Annotated in this window: 13 protein-coding genes and 1 pseudogene; 7 read left to right on the top strand and 7 right to left on the bottom strand. The window is 55.0% G+C overall.

Annotated elements, in window-relative coordinates; genetic code table 11:
• Position 1: 1 nt before the first annotated feature.
• Genes LB462_RS29100 through LB462_RS29115 form a run of 4 tightly spaced genes read left to right on the top strand, consistent with a single transcriptional unit; the run spans position 2 to position 4,294 of the window.
• A complete protein-coding gene (locus LB462_RS29100; RefSeq protein ID WP_224515311.1) occupies positions 2-844 on the top strand; it encodes a sugar phosphate isomerase/epimerase family protein in 843 nt (280 codons plus the stop codon).
• The gene (locus LB462_RS29105) at positions 844-1,704 is read left to right on the top strand and encodes a PfkB family carbohydrate kinase (RefSeq protein WP_224515313.1); all 861 of its coding nucleotides are present in this window, start codon (positions 844-846) and stop codon (positions 1,702-1,704) included. The genes LB462_RS29100 and LB462_RS29105 overlap by 1 nt, the downstream gene beginning before the upstream one ends.
• A 2-nt stretch (positions 1,705-1,706) precedes the next feature.
• A complete protein-coding gene (locus LB462_RS29110) occupies positions 1,707-3,110 on the top strand; it encodes an NAD(P)/FAD-dependent oxidoreductase (RefSeq protein WP_224515315.1) in 1,404 nt (467 codons plus the stop codon).
• 35 nt (positions 3,111-3,145) lie between these two features.
• Positions 3,146-4,294 carry an ABC transporter ATP-binding protein gene (locus tag LB462_RS29115; protein ID WP_224515317.1) on the top strand — a complete coding sequence of 383 codons (1,149 nt, stop codon included), beginning with the start codon at positions 3,146-3,148 and terminating at the stop codon, positions 4,292-4,294.
• 714 nt (positions 4,295-5,008) lie between these two features.
• Here the strand turns inward: LB462_RS29115 and LB462_RS29120 are convergent.
• The 5 genes and pseudogenes from LB462_RS29120 to LB462_RS29140 all read right to left on the bottom strand — a co-directional run bounded on the left by LB462_RS29120 (position 5,009) and on the right by LB462_RS29140 (position 8,279).
• Entirely contained in the window at positions 5,009-5,446 is a 438-nt protein-coding gene (locus LB462_RS29120) for a type II toxin-antitoxin system VapC family toxin (RefSeq protein ID WP_224515336.1), read from the bottom strand.
• Complete coding sequence (locus LB462_RS29125) at positions 5,446-5,691, bottom strand: type II toxin-antitoxin system VapB family antitoxin (RefSeq protein WP_224515319.1); 246 nt, start codon at positions 5,689-5,691, stop codon at positions 5,446-5,448. The genes LB462_RS29120 and LB462_RS29125 overlap by 1 nt, the downstream gene beginning before the upstream one ends.
• A gap of 972 nt (positions 5,692-6,663) precedes the next feature.
• A pseudogene (locus LB462_RS29130) lies at positions 6,664-7,122 on the bottom strand (AAC(3)-I family aminoglycoside N-acetyltransferase).
• Between the two features lie 492 nt (positions 7,123-7,614).
• Positions 7,615-7,938, bottom strand: a complete 324-nt coding sequence (locus tag LB462_RS29135; protein WP_224515321.1) for a hypothetical protein — start codon at positions 7,936-7,938, stop codon at positions 7,615-7,617.
• A 116-nt stretch (positions 7,939-8,054) separates the two neighbouring features.
• Positions 8,055-8,279, bottom strand: coding sequence for a hypothetical protein (locus tag LB462_RS29140; RefSeq protein ID WP_224515323.1), 225 nt, complete (start codon positions 8,277-8,279; stop codon positions 8,055-8,057).
• A gap of 129 nt (positions 8,280-8,408) precedes the next feature.
• Here LB462_RS29140 and LB462_RS29145 point away from each other — a divergent pair, with 129 nt between their 5' ends.
• Together LB462_RS29145 and LB462_RS29150 are read left to right on the top strand one after the other, a co-directional pair.
• Positions 8,409-8,663 (top strand): hypothetical protein, encoded by a 255-nt coding sequence (locus LB462_RS29145; RefSeq protein ID WP_224515325.1) that lies wholly within the window; start codon positions 8,409-8,411, stop codon positions 8,661-8,663.
• A gap of 815 nt (positions 8,664-9,478) precedes the next feature.
• Positions 9,479-10,105, top strand: a complete 627-nt coding sequence (locus LB462_RS29150; RefSeq protein WP_224515327.1) for a UdgX family uracil-DNA binding protein — start codon at positions 9,479-9,481, stop codon at positions 10,103-10,105.
• An 89-nt stretch (positions 10,106-10,194) separates the two neighbouring features.
• Here the strand turns inward: LB462_RS29150 and LB462_RS29155 are convergent, their stop codons facing one another.
• Positions 10,195-10,668, bottom strand: a complete 474-nt coding sequence (locus tag LB462_RS29155; protein ID WP_224515337.1) for a cyclophilin-like fold protein — start codon at positions 10,666-10,668, stop codon at positions 10,195-10,197.
• Positions 10,557-11,846 carry an MFS transporter gene (locus LB462_RS29160; protein WP_224515329.1) on the bottom strand — a complete coding sequence of 430 codons (1,290 nt, stop codon included), beginning with the start codon at positions 11,844-11,846 and terminating at the stop codon, positions 10,557-10,559. The genes LB462_RS29155 and LB462_RS29160 overlap by 112 nt, the downstream gene beginning before the upstream one ends.
• Positions 11,847-11,983: 137 nt before the next feature.
• On the opposite strand from LB462_RS29160, the gene LB462_RS29165 reads away from it, so the two are divergent.
• The gene (locus LB462_RS29165) at positions 11,984-12,889 is read left to right on the top strand and encodes a LysR family transcriptional regulator (protein WP_224515331.1); all 906 of its coding nucleotides are present in this window, start codon (positions 11,984-11,986) and stop codon (positions 12,887-12,889) included.
• Positions 12,890-13,614 lie beyond the last annotated feature (725 nt).

The following is a 13,614-nucleotide window of genomic DNA, read 5'->3' on the forward strand; positions in this document are numbered from 1 at the left end:
AATGTTGAGACATGAACAGCTTATCGGAGCCAATTTCTCTTTTCAGCACCATCCGTTTCGGTGGGCCGCCGAACAGCTTCGCCAGATGGGCTTCAAGCGAATGGAACTTTGGGGAATTGCGCCTCATCTCGATCTCTTCCACGACAGCCGGTCGCGCCTGGCGGAGGTAAAATCCATCCTTGAAGACAATCAGTTGACGGTTCACTGCTTCACGCCGGAGCAGGTGCTCTATCCCATGAACATTGCCTCGGGCGACAAGGCGTATCGCGAGAAAAGCGTGGAGCGTTTCCTTCTGGCGGCCGACATTTGTGCGGAACTGCAGGGGAGATATCTGTTTCTCACACCTGGTCGGGGCTTTGAATGCGAGAGCCGTGAGCATGCATGGGCCAATTCGACCGAGTCCGTCAGGAAGATCGCATCTCACGCCAAACGGCTTGGAATAGCCTGCCTTCTTGAACCTTTGCAGCGCACCGAAAGTAATATCGTCAACAACGCAGATGAGCTGTCAGCCTTCTGGCGTGAGATCGACGCCGACAATGTCGACGTGGTCCTTGATTTCGTTGCGATGGCAACGGCGAAGGATGATGTCGCTGGTTATGTCGACAGGTTTGGCAAGCGCCTTTCTCATGTGCACATTGTCGACGGAACGCCGGCAGGTCACCTTGTCTGGGGTGACGGCAACCTGCCTCTGCACGACTATCTGGCCGAACTTGATGCGAGTTCCTTTGCGGGGACACTGACATTCGAGCCCTTCGGTAGTGGCTCATATGCGCTTGATCCCGTTTCGGCCTGGCAACGCTCATTGAAAGCAATTGCCCCTCTTCTCGATCATGCGGACCAATAATGAACGCCCATCCCACTCTGATCGCCGTCGGCGACAATTGTCTTGATGCTTATCTGACCAAAGGTTTTGTCACGGTTGGAGGAAATGCCCTCAATGTTGCGGTGCAGTGGAAGCGGCGGGGGTACAATGCCCGCTATTTTGGTGCCTTGGGGAGTGATGAGGAAGCGGAGATCATGCTTGCGGCAATCGAGCAGGCAGGCCTCCAGCGAAGCGACGTGGAGATAGCGGCCGGCAGTTCAGCGGTGACATTGCTGGCAGATGACGCGGGCGAGCGGCGTTTCCTGCTCGAGTCGCTCGGTGTCGGCGCGAATTTCTACCCGAAGAGCGAACATTACGATCAACTGCTCGAAGCCGATTGGGTTCATCTCGGTACGAATTCGAACGAAAGTCTGGTGCGCAAGCTCGTGACGGACGGCGCAAGATTCAGCGTCGACCTCTCGACACGGCACCTGGACTTGCCACTGGACAACGTGCCGCTCGTTTTTGCGTCGGGTCCTGACGATCCTGTCGAACCGGTCAAGCCGCTGATCGAGAGGTTCAAGCAGGCAGGTGCGCAGCGGGTGGTGATTACCTGTGGCAAGCGCGGCTCGTTCTATGACAATGGCAGCGAGCTATACTCAGCCGGGTCGGTGCCGGTATCGGTCGTTGACACATGCGGTGCCGGTGACAGCTTCATCGCGACATTTCTCATATCGCGTTTCGTTGAAGGGCGGTCCGAGGCTGCCGCGTTGCATCTTTCCGCCATCCGCGCCTCGGAGACCTGCACGCATCTTGGCGGGTTCCCGCAAGAAATCAGGCCGATTCCTCAGTGGCTTCTCGAGAAATACAACGGCGTCATCCGTACGGCGCAAAGGGATTGAGCATGAGTAGCATCAAAATGAGACCACCTGTTGTGGCGGCGAAAGAAGATCGTTCCTTTTGGCTGCAGAGTATCGGTGCGGATGCCATCACTGTTCCTCTTCAGGGCCTCGAGGAATGCGACGTGGCGATCGTCGGTGGAGGCTACGCCGGCCTTTGGACGGCGTTGCGAATAAAGGAGCAGGCACCTGACAAGCGCGTGACGATCCTTGAAGCTGATTTTTGCGGTTCGGGCGCTTCGGGCCGGAATGGAGGTCAGGTCCATAGCTGGTTCGCGGAGATTGACATGCTGCGTGACCTTGTGGGCGATGACGACGCGCTCATGCTTTGTCGGGCCACTGCCGATGCCATCGAGGAACTCAAGTCTCTCCAAGATGCCGGCACCATCGACATGGACTTGCGGCTCGATGGCTGGCTATGGACGGCAAGCTCAATCGCCCAGGAGGGCGCCTGGTCGAAGGCATACGATATTTGCCGCACCCTCGGCGAGAAGCGATTCAGGCCCCTTGAGCGCGCCGAAATCCTGCAACGTACCGGCTCGGCTGCATCGTACCTTGGCATCGTGGAGGACAGGGCGGGGACCGTTCAGCCCGCCAAGCTGGCGGTGGGTCTGCGCCAGCTTGCGATGTCGAAAGGCGTCATCGTCCATGAACAGAGCCCAGTCGTTGAAATAGTTCCGGGGCGTCCAGCACAGTTGCAAACTGCACAGGGCAAATTGTCTGCCGATAATATCGTTCTCGCCGCCAATGCCTGGCTTTCTGCAATACCGGAATTACATCCGTATCTTTACGTGGTCAGCAGTCAGGTCATCGCGACCGTGCCGGCTGCCGACGTTCTGGATGAAATTAGTTGGGTCGACGGTGCATCAATCTGCGATGCACAGCACCACGTGCTGTACTATCAGCGTACGCCCACGGGTCAGGTCATCTTCGGTCGAGGAACCGGCGGCATCGCCTATGAAGACCGAATCGGCGCCAGCTTCAACCGCGGCAGAGATAAGGGACACGACAATGTGCGCGAGCTGCATCGGGTTTACCCTCAGCTTAAAAACGTCGCCATCCAGCAGGACTGGACCGGTCCCATTGACTGCACAGTCCAGCATCTCCCCGTTTTTGACCATTTGAGAGACCATCCGAATATCTTTTACGCCATGGGATTCAACGGCACAGGCATCGCACAGACGCCTGTCGCGGGCCGCATCATGGCAAGTCTTGTGCTGGGCCAAGATAATAACTGGAGCAAATGCGGATTGGTCGGGATTGATCGCCGCACAAAGCTGCCGCCTGAGCCCATACGCTACGTTGGCGCAAAAATCGTCCGCCGCGCTATTCGACGCAAGAACGATGCGGAGATTGTCAACCAAAAGCCGGATCGTATTACGCGATTTCTCGCTAGCCTGGCTCCTTGATTAAGCGAAAGTGCGAAGCAAAAAGGAATGAAAAAATGGCCGACTTGTCGCTGAGAAATATACGCAAATCCTACGCCAATCTAGAGGTTCTTCACGGGATTGACCTTGACATAAGATCTGGTGAGTTCGTCGTCTTTGTCGGCCCTTCGGGTTGCGGGAAATCCACATTGCTCCGCTCTATTGCAGGCCTGGAAACCATCACATCCGGCGATCTGATCATCGACGGTGAGCGTATCAATAACGTGGCGCCTTCCAAACGCGGCATCTCGATGGTGTTCCAGTCCTATGCGCTTTATCCACATATGACGGTCTTTGAAAATATGGCTTTTGGATTGCGCATAGCCGGCCTGTCAAAAGCTGAAATCGACAAGCGGGTGCGCAATGCGGCGGCAATTCTACAATTGGATAGCTATTTGCAGAGGCTGCCAAAGGCGCTCTCCGGTGGGCAGAGGCAGCGGGTTGCCATCGGCCGCGCGATAGTGCGTGACCCTCGGGTCTTTCTGTTCGATGAACCATTGTCCAACCTTGATGCTGCGTTACGCGTAGCCACGCGGATCGAGATCGCGAAGCTGAAGCAAAGCATGCCGAAAGTGACCATGATCTATGTAACCCATGATCAGGTCGAAGCCATGACATTGGCGGATCGTATCGTTGTGTTCAAAGACGGCTATATCGAGCAGGTCGGAACGCCTCTCGACCTATACAAGAATCCAGCCAACCTGTTTGTCGCCCAATTCATAGGCTCCCCCGCAATGAATATATTGGACGGAATGGCCGAAAAGGATTCAACTGGCTCGGTAAGGTTCCTATCAGATTGTGGCGTTACTCTTGACGTTGGTTTGCGGCCCGATGGCATTTCAACCGGGGATAGAATCAGCATTGGCATTCGCCCTGAGAACACGCAGATCGCAGAAGCAAAGGCGAATGGCGGAGTGCTTACAGGCATCATCGATTTTGTGGAACACCTCGGCGAAGTACAAATTCTCTATGTCGATGTGCAGGGCTCCGACCGAAAGTATTTGATCAAGGTTGATGGTACGGGCTCCTACGCGAGGATGAACACGATCCGCTTTACCGCCCGCGCGCAAGACATCCATGTCTTCGACGCCAACGGCTCTACCATCACAAGACGCGTCTCGCCAACCAAACCAGAAGCCGCGAAAAGTGACGCGACTTTGGGCTAGCGCTTTGATTTCTGCTTAGGCGCAAAGTGGACTATGGTCAAAATGGATGTTCGCGTTCTGTACTTTTAAAGTTGCATAACGTCTCATCCGGAACCGCATTAAAGGAAGCCGCATAGAGTGGGTCTGCGGTTCGATTCCGCTGAAGGCGGGCATTTGAAGTGAGATTTCCAATGAGCATGCAGATGCATCGTTTACCTCGTCGTCGCGGTCCACGGATGCCGGCGCAATGATCGCCGCGTTATGGCCAGGCCCGAGCTGCCTGATAGCAGATCGGTGATGCGGTCGCCGTTACGCTCGACAGCTTCGCGGATTTGCCAGGGAGATACTCAGCGTCGCGCATGCTGTCCATCATTCAGCTCTCCGGTCGAGCGCCAAACCGGCACGACCTTGCGCGGTGCTGTTTCTTTCTCCGCTCCTGCCGAACAGATCGGGGTCGTAGTCGGTTCGGCCAGTATCTGACGCGTCGTTTGACGGGGAGCCGGGGAGGGCAGGAACCACAAGGAAGCCCTGCCATCCTTTCCCTCGCCATACCGCTCGCATCAGGCCATTCGCCGATTTCTTGGGTAAGACATAAGCAACGCAAAAGCGAATAGCTCAAAAGAACAGCACGGCGTCAGGGCAAGCAGCGATTTCGCGCGTACTGTTGCCAAGATGGGGAGAGGGGGAAGGGCTTGGAAATGGGGGCGGGGGAACCATCGCCCTGTCCCAAAAGCGTTACGCCGCCTCGATATCAGTATGTGAAAAGTCGCTGCCCTTGAAGAGCATTGGTAGCCGATAGTCCTTCGCACAGGCATAGGAAAAGCAATCGCCGAAATTCAGCCGTGCTGGATGGGCGACGAAGCGGCCAAATGTCCGTGCGGCCAGAATTGCGCTGCGATGCATGGTTCCGTTTACTGACATTTCCTTGGCACCGATCGTTTCCAAAAATCGTTCAACATCCTGCTGCGCCTGATCAATCAAGGACGGCGGCGTTGGCTCTTGGTCGCCATGGATTGAGATTGAAACAATTCGAGCGAGGCTCACGACCGCTTCAAATATGGAAAGGGAGGAAAAATAGATAGGCTTTTTTGCCATCTCGATTTTTGCAATGAGATAACCTGCATCTTCCTCATCTGCGCAAATCGCTACAATTGCGGAGGCGTCTAAGAACATTAAACGCCCCACATTTCATCGGTGTATTTTTTCATGTCGAAGTCGGGCTTGTTCGGTCCCATCCTCGCCTTAACATCGTCCTGGATGATTTTAATTCGGTCTTTTAGTGGTATAGCCTCTTGGGCGCGAGCCAGTTCGTTCTGCAAGGCGCGTCTGACGGCCTCGGTTTTGTTTGGGGCCTTTGTTAACTGCTGAACCTTTACGGCCAGAGCATCCACGTCATTATCGCGAATGTAGAGAGACATTTTTTGTTCTCCGTGGGTGTATCTCGAATATGCGAATATCTTAAATTGAATATGCGACGTTAGCAAGTATGGCGCCGGTCGGGCCATTCAGGCAATGAGGATAGGCGCCGATTCTATCGTCTTCGACTTGAGATAGAGTTGAAGTTGAGGCTTCGACTACTCAGGGGGTCAGACCACGATGAGAACAATCCTGGTCCGTCGGATCAAAACCGCGCGCGCTTGGCCGGGTGACGGATACCGGAGGCAGCTATAACTGGAACAATGACAAGCATTCAATCTACAGTGATGTTTCCGTCAACAACAGTTTGTCGAACTTTGCCAACAGCTACAGCCTCTGAGCAGTCTTAGAAATGCGGTGGGCTAGCTCCGCCGCCAACACCTCAGCGACGATTTGGTGGTGATCATGCGCTGACCCGGTCTGTAACCCGGGTTCGGCATCAGACCAGAGCGGACTTTGTCCCCCCTTTGTCTGACGGCGAACAATGAAGTTGAACCAATCTGCTCTCGGCGCTGACTTCCGCTCGTTTGCTCACCGAAACAAGCATTCCTCTGATTCGCCACACGCTTTCTATTTTTTGTTGAGTTTCTTCCGCCGAACGGTGGGGAAAATCCTTACTGAGTGCGGCTGCCAGCTTGGACGCGTTCGTTATCTTGGGCCCTGCCTTCGGTCGATTTCCGTTTTTGGTTGTTTTAATCCGAGTTTGATCGAAGCTTTGACTATGGCCATGAGTGCGTCGAAGTGCTGTGTGAGGTTCATCTTTTCAGAATACTTATCTGTCACGTTTGAACAATGGGTGCCAATGCGAAGTGGTCATCTCGTCGGGATCATAACTCGAAGATCGTCGTTCGATTCTGACCTACTGCAACCCATCGGCCACGATGAAAGCTGCTCGGGCCTCTTAGCTGTAGGGTTGAAAGAGCCATAACCGGGCTAAACATGGGTATCGAACTCCTCCCGTCTTACCTTGCCTCCTAAGCTGATACGGGAATATCGAAGTGCATGACATCCTCACGGCTGCCCATCTTTGTGTAGAGGGTTACCGCCGGCTCATCTCCGTAGTCTGCCTGCACATAGATTACCCAGGCACCGCGGTCGTGGGCGATCTTGCGAAGATGTTCGATGAGAGATGTTGCTATGCCCCTGCGGCGATGCGTTTCATCCACAGCCAGATCATAGATGTAGATCTCCCGGCGCTGGCGTTCAAATTTCAGAAGCTCATAAGCGACCAAGCCGCCAACGACCTGGTTATCTTGCATCGAGACCAGAGCAATGATGTGATCCATCGACAGCAGATTTGCAATTTAAGCTGCGGTGGGTGGTTCACCTGTGTAGGTGTCCGGATCACCAAAAGCCTGGGCGAACATGGCGTTCATCTTCCGGAATGCGATCTCATCGTTCGCTCCTAGCCTTCGGATATTCATTGACTGCATGGTCGTGCCCTTTTTGCGCCTATTAAGTGGGGATAATTGCAGCCGGTAAGTCAACTTCCAAAGTCAGGAAACCTAGCGGGTTAATTCCTGGTCGCGCCCGGAGCCGTTGCGCCGTGGCGCACAATGGCTACGGTCCAATGTTCGTCCTAATCCACGCAACGGCAACGTCATTGTTATCGAGCTTGTAAGTTGCCCAGTCGCTGGTCGATTTAAGTTCGCAAATGAACAGCCCGTCGTCGCTATCTATGTGAGCACTTAAAAATCCGCGTATCGCGGCTGCATCATCTACGAGGTTGCCAAGCCAGAGGGATTTGAGCGGAGATATGCAGTGCCAATCATGCAATTGCTTAAGCAGGGCGTCGTAATTGCGAACCTTCCTTAAGTCATAGCTAAATTATATAGGCTGGAATGACTTCGTCTCCTTCACTAGTCGTCAACGGTATAGAAATTAAACCCTCCGATAAGGCAAGCGAGGCAGATCAAACTGGTGGTTTAAGCTCGCTCTCCAAAGATGCCTATAATAGCGAAGAGAATACCGAAAGAGCTCAGACAGCCGACAATCGAGGCGAACAGCAGGTAGCGTAAATTTTTGAATCGCGGCTGGATGAAGATGCTGCTTGCTCGGTTGTTCTTGCGGGAAGCTCGTACCCAGTACGAAAGCCCTACTTCATCAGACTTCGTTGCGAGCGCTTCCGTTTTTGTCAATATAAGGAAGATACCGCAAAGCATGCCAATGAAACTGACGAAAAAGACAGCAACGCACGCCCAGACCCCAAGGTGGACGAGAATCGATTGTCCTTCCATTATCAGGTTCATGAGCGCTCGGCCCTCGCAAGACCATCGATTTTTATCCCAAGCGTCTTAACCTATGCTTTTGCAGAACTTAGGGTAGCGGTCGCCTGCAGCATCAGCCCCGCCTAGTGCGGGGTGTTTCAATTCAGCAGCGCTTGGCGAAGATCGTCCAGCATGGAGAGTGTCATTGGATCGGCCTTATCCTTCGCCATTTCCATATAGCCGTGTAGTGCCGCTGGATATTGCCCTGGTCGAAGAGCGCCGTTGTCTTGCAGGCATACCATGAGCATCTGAAAAGCTACGGTGACCGCCGACATGTGCGCAGCAACGACTTCGCGATCTGGTGACACTTTGGACTTTGGCATGAAGTTCCTCCGAGGTTTCTGAGTGCGTCGAAGCGCTGTTTGAGGTCCATCTTTCAGAATACTTGTCTTTAACGATTGAACAACAGGGCCCAATGCGTTGGACCAAGGGTGGGTGAACCCGAGCAGGCGATGGCTGATCCCATCCTTGTCTCGCACAAGGAACATGGACTGATGCTGGCGACATGGGGGAGCACCGCGGCACAGACGACAAAGACGGTCGGTTTGCCTACTGCTGTTGCTACCGCGGTGGCCGCCTTATTGAACCATTTTTCCATTCATAACCTCGTCGTTAAGCATCGCCTTCATGCTCGCTGCAATACCAATTCTGCCCATGGCGCTTGTAACCGCCCTGCCAGCATCATCCAGATGGCCCTTAAGACGTGAATGCAAAATGAAACCAGAGAAGCGCTATAACAACAAGGACGGCAGCCACGAGAGCTTGCCAATCAAATAGTAGAAGGGTTGAAGCGAGCATGGAACTAGAGCACCCGATTTGAGAATTGAATCGTCGTGCGCAACGCCGTCGATGTTGATTGAGTTCCATTGCAGCCGCTGGATTGGGCTGAAAACACCAGGCGCCCCGAAGCGTAGCCCAGTCCTAAATTAACAGAGCTGAGGCGGAACTATTGTCGCGAACCAAGATTAGGGCATATCGGGCACGGTTCTCCCGTTAACCAATGAGCCGAGCAACGCGCCCGGCGCATTCTCGGAGCCGGAATACTGGAAAGTCATCAGCCATGGATTTTGTTTGGAAGCCGATCCATTTCGATGACCGACAAAGACCGGATGACATCGTGGCGATAGCATCTGGTATAGTCATCGGCCGCGTCTGCCGCCTATACAGCGGTCCTCGACATGGTGGTTGGTATTTCAACTTTCAGCTCGGCCAGACGCCGTTTAGAACGCAGGCAATGAACGGCAGAGCTCCAAAACACAAAATGGCCCAACGGCAAGTACTCCAAACGTTCATGGATATTTTGGAGACACCGTCTGACTTGGCCGGCGCATGGGTTGAGCTTGGTGTCAGCCAATTCAAACATCTTTTTCTTCATCAATTTGCGCGGTTGCGGTCTCGATGGCTCCACCAGCATATTTCTAGCGCAATCGTGAAGGTCACGCTCTGCCCGGACAGTCGAGGGGAACCTGCCTAGGCCTGCCGCGTTAAAACTCAGAATTGCTCACGACTGCGATGCAACGCCATGAACACGCTTGATCTTATAGAAGGCGAAACAGCAATCGCCAAATCATTGGGCGAACTCAACGGCCAAGCACAACATTGCAAACGATGCGATCTCTACAAGCATGCCACTCAGACGGTCTTTGGCGAGGGGCCAGAACAGGCAGATGTCATTCTGGTCGGCGAGCAACCGGGCGACAGGGAAGATATCCTCGGACGCCCGTTTGTCGGGCCTGCAGGCGCTATTTTGAATGCATCCTTGATCATGGCTGGGATTGATCGGGATCGCTGTTATATCACCAATACGGTCAAACATTTCAAGTTCACACAGCGCGGCAAGCGTCGGCTCCATTCGAAGCCCAATGCCGGCGAAATACAACGCTGCTCATGGTGGCTACGCAGCGAAATTAAACTGATCGCGCCCAAGATTATCGTTGCACTCGGAGGGACGGCTGCAGCCCACTTAAGAGGAAAGACCGTTCGGATTACCAAGGACCGCGGCATGATCTTCCATCCGGAGAAACTACCGCCGGTGCTCGTTACCATTCATCCATCATATATCCTCAGAATTCGCGACAGGACCGCTGCGAACGCGGAACGAATGAAATTTGTCCAGGACCTGAATCAAATAAAACAAGTACTGACCTAGCGTGCACAATCATGCTGAGAGCATGACCGTGGAGCATCCTCAGTTCTGCCATGAATTTTGCACGCATGGGATGGCCCCTTTCGTTGGTGTCAGTTTGCCGGCTCAATGCGCACCGGGAATTCGCCTCGCGTGAGCAAGGGTTCAATAGCGCCGTCAAGGCGGCCGAGCCGGATCAGCCCTTTGGAATAGCGGTAGCCGGCATAGTAGAAGACTAGGTTGCCCCAGGGCGCGTAATAGCAAAGGTCACCTGGCGCCTCGTTGCCAAAGGATCCGCTGCCTTCCTCGGTCAACTTCCGCGGCAGGTAGGCGATTTTCTCGTTGTTCCCGTAATCCACAAACTTCAAGTCCATCGGCAGGATCGACGCGAGGTCCCGGGCCGACGGGTTGTCGTATAAGGTGGCCGTGAACTCCTGGCCGTTGAAGGCAACGCGTATCTTCATGGACCCGTCCCTCACGCTTGCGGTGCTGGCCGTCTGGGCCAAAACCGGGTCCGGCGTGACAACGCTGGCGAGGACGGCTCCAAGGAAAGTTCGGCGTTTGAGACATTGCGATTGCACGTCGATTTCTCCCATTCAAACCATGCCGCCCAGGCGGCGCACGAGGATCCCACCAAGAGGGCCATGGCCAAGGCAAGGGTGCTCCACCATCCGGCGCCATCGAACAGCAACCCGCCGGCCGCGGCGCCGACCGTGATGGCGAGCTGGATGACAGCGACCTGCAGCCCGCCGCCGGCTTCGGCATCATCACGCAACACCCTGCTGAGCCACGTGCCCCAGCCGACCGGTGCGGCCGTCCCGAAGAAGCCCCAGCCAATGAGCAGTCCGGCCACAGGTACCTTGAAGGAACTGAGCGGAATGAGCAGGACGGCAATGGCGGCCATGACCAGCGGAATGATGATGAGGATCGAATAGAGCCGAGTGGCGAGTAAGCGGCTGATGCACCAGGTGCCGGCGACGCCCGCCAGACCCATCAGCAGGAGCACCAGGGACAGAGCCGGCACCGAATAGCCGGAAACGGCCTCCAAATAGGGACGCAGGTAGGTGAACAGCGAGAACTGCCCCATAAACAGCAGTAGGATCGCCGTCATGCCCAGCAAGATTTGCCGGCGCCCCAGCAGCCGGAACATGTTCCCCTGGCCGATACGGCGCTGCGGGGGAAGCGACGGCATGCTCGTCCACTGCCAGACCAGGGCGAGGATGGCCAATGGCACGACAAAGAAGAAGGCGCCACGCCAGCCGATATAGTCGCCCAGCAGGCTGCCCAGCGGCGCCGAAACCGTAGCCGCTACCGCATTGCCGGCGTTCAGCATGGCGAGGCCACGCGGCACGGCCTTTTCCGGCAGCAATCGCATAATGACAGCGGTGGACATTGACCAGAATCCACCGATCGCGATGCCCAGCAAAGCCCGGCCGGCCATCAGCACCGGATAGGTGGGCGCGAACGCCACGATCATACCGGACAGGATGAGGAGGGCCGAAAAGGCCAAAATCACCACCTTGCGGTCGATCCTCCGCGTCAGGCCTGCGATAAAGAGGCTGGTGATTACGGCGAACAGGCCCGATATCGAGATCGCCTGGCCGGCCTGGCCTTCCGTCAGATGGAGATCGCCGGCGATCGGTGTCAGCAGGCTAACCGGCATGAATTCCGACGCGATGAGCACCACAACGCACAGCGTCATCGAAAACACGGCGCCCCAGGCGGAGATCAGCGTGGAGGAGATCTTACTGTCGGGCGTCGTCATGCGGACCTCATCTGAGAATATGGCCTTTGTCATGCCCGGTAGATAGCCTCCCCTTACCTCAAGGATTAGATGCGGTAATTCGCTTGCATTTATCGATGCGAGGCATAAATCTGCTAGCGAAGACAGGAGGCGTCATCATGGAAAAGAGAGATCTGAACGACCTCTTGTGGTTCCTGGCAGTTGCCGAAGAGTGCAGTTTCACCAAGGCCGCGGCCAAGCTCGGCATTGCGCAGTCGACGCTCAGTCACACCGTCAAAGGATTGGAAACGCGGCTTGGGCTGAGGTTGCTTACTCGCACAACGCGGAACGTCGGGCTCACGGAAGCCGGTGAACGCCTGCGGCACAGCTTGGCCCCACGGATGGCGGATATTGAGGCAGACATCGCGGCCCTGATGTCCTTTCGTGACAAGCCCTCCGGTACCATAAAGATCACGCTGTCCGATCATGCTCTCGAAAGCGTGGTGTGGCCGAAATTGCAGCCGATCCTTCGTGACTATCCCGATATTAAGGTGGAGTTGAGCCGGGACAATGCCATGCGCAATATTGTGGAAGAGGGTTTCGACGCCGGAATACGGCTGGGGGAGAGCCTCGAGAAGGATATGATCGCCGTGAGGGTGGGGCCGGATTGGCGACTTGTGGCGGTCGGCTCACCACGTTATTTTGAGGAACATCCTGCACCCGAACATCCGCAGGAGCTGGTCCGGCACAACTGCATCAAAATCCGCCAGGCTACGGCCGGGGGGCTCTATGCCTGGGAATTTGAAAAGGATGGGCAGGAATTACGGGTCCGGGTCGACGGGCAGCTGACCTTCAACACCTCCTATCCGATGGTGAATGCTGCTCTCAAAGGCTATGGAATTGCGTACGTCCCGGAAGACCTTGTGATGGAGCACGTAACCGCGGGCCGTTTAATCCCCATTCTTGAAGATTGGTCGCCGCCATTTCCCGGCTATTACATCTATTATCCAAGTCGACATCAGAACTCGCTCGCGTTCAAAGTCGTAGTGGATGCGTTGCGGTTCAGGAAAAGCGATGTTTTCTGATCCAGGACCCTACCCGAGGGTTGGTTGGCTATATCTGATAAGGGGTAATATACTTTTGAAGTTGCGTTTGTACTTTATCGAAGCTCTGGTTCGGTTCCTTTCAAGCCGCGCACTGGCAATCGCTCATCTCGATATGCTCTAAAGAGTGATTGTACTAGGAGCCAATCGGGATTCGGTGGAAAACCCGCTATTATCGGCATTTTCAAGCGAACGTTTGCTAGGCCCGGACGGCGGTGCTCGCTTGTCGTGATACGCCGCGCGCCAGCTCGGTCAACCCGACAGCTTCAGCATTTCGTCTCAATCCATAATCCTGTCGCCAATCTGTTCCCCTTTCCCACTCTCGCATTTCATCTTCTGATCATCGTGACCTGCGAAATGCTGCAATGCGCACCTGGACCCTACTCTTCATTTATAAGCCAGATCGATAACCGTTTGCGAAGTAGGCTATCTAATCATCCGCCCACTCGGGCTTTAAATTGATCTGTGTGCTGCCAACGAGGCTTAGCGCCTCCTATGCCACCGGATAAACAAAACTGGAGCTGGACATGCAAAGCCCCTTTCAACTTGAAATTTCCCGGCGTGATCTGCTTATCTCGTCCGCAGCGAGCGTCGCGGTCCTGGGAGTGGCATCAAGTGCTGCAGTAGCTCAGTCTGCAGGGGATGACATGACATTAACCTCCAAATTATCATTGACCGTAAACGGCAAAAGACGAAGTCTCGAGGTC

Source organism: Phyllobacterium chamaecytisi (assembly GCF_020164455.1).
Taxonomy (GTDB): Bacteria; Pseudomonadota; Alphaproteobacteria; order Rhizobiales; family Rhizobiaceae; genus Phyllobacterium; species Phyllobacterium chamaecytisi.

Coding starts and splice junctions, on each gene's coding strand:
- LB462_RS29150 (WP_224515327.1), top strand. CDS start 9,479: ATGAACACGCTTGATCTTATAGAAGGCGAAACAGCAATCGCCAAATCA.
- LB462_RS29135 (WP_224515321.1), bottom strand. CDS start 7,938: ATGAACCTGATAATGGAAGGACAATCGATTCTCGTCCACCTTGGGGTC.
- LB462_RS29125 (WP_224515319.1), bottom strand. CDS start 5,691: ATGTCTCTCTACATTCGCGATAATGACGTGGATGCTCTGGCCGTAAAG.
- LB462_RS29100 (WP_224515311.1), top strand. CDS start 2: ATGTTGAGACATGAACAGCTTATCGGAGCCAATTTCTCTTTTCAGCAC.
- LB462_RS29160 (WP_224515329.1), bottom strand. CDS start 11,846: ATGACGACGCCCGACAGTAAGATCTCCTCCACGCTGATCTCCGCCTGG.
- LB462_RS29145 (WP_224515325.1), top strand. CDS start 8,409: ATGGCTGATCCCATCCTTGTCTCGCACAAGGAACATGGACTGATGCTG.
- LB462_RS29120 (WP_224515336.1), bottom strand. CDS start 5,446: ATGTTCTTAGACGCCTCCGCAATTGTAGCGATTTGCGCAGATGAGGAA.
- LB462_RS29165 (WP_224515331.1), top strand. CDS start 11,984: ATGGAAAAGAGAGATCTGAACGACCTCTTGTGGTTCCTGGCAGTTGCC.
- LB462_RS29140 (WP_224515323.1), bottom strand. CDS start 8,279: ATGCCAAAGTCCAAAGTGTCACCAGATCGCGAAGTCGTTGCTGCGCAC.
- LB462_RS29115 (WP_224515317.1), top strand. CDS start 3,146: ATGGCCGACTTGTCGCTGAGAAATATACGCAAATCCTACGCCAATCTA.
- LB462_RS29110 (WP_224515315.1), top strand. CDS start 1,707: ATGAGTAGCATCAAAATGAGACCACCTGTTGTGGCGGCGAAAGAAGAT.
- LB462_RS29105 (WP_224515313.1), top strand. CDS start 844: ATGAACGCCCATCCCACTCTGATCGCCGTCGGCGACAATTGTCTTGAT.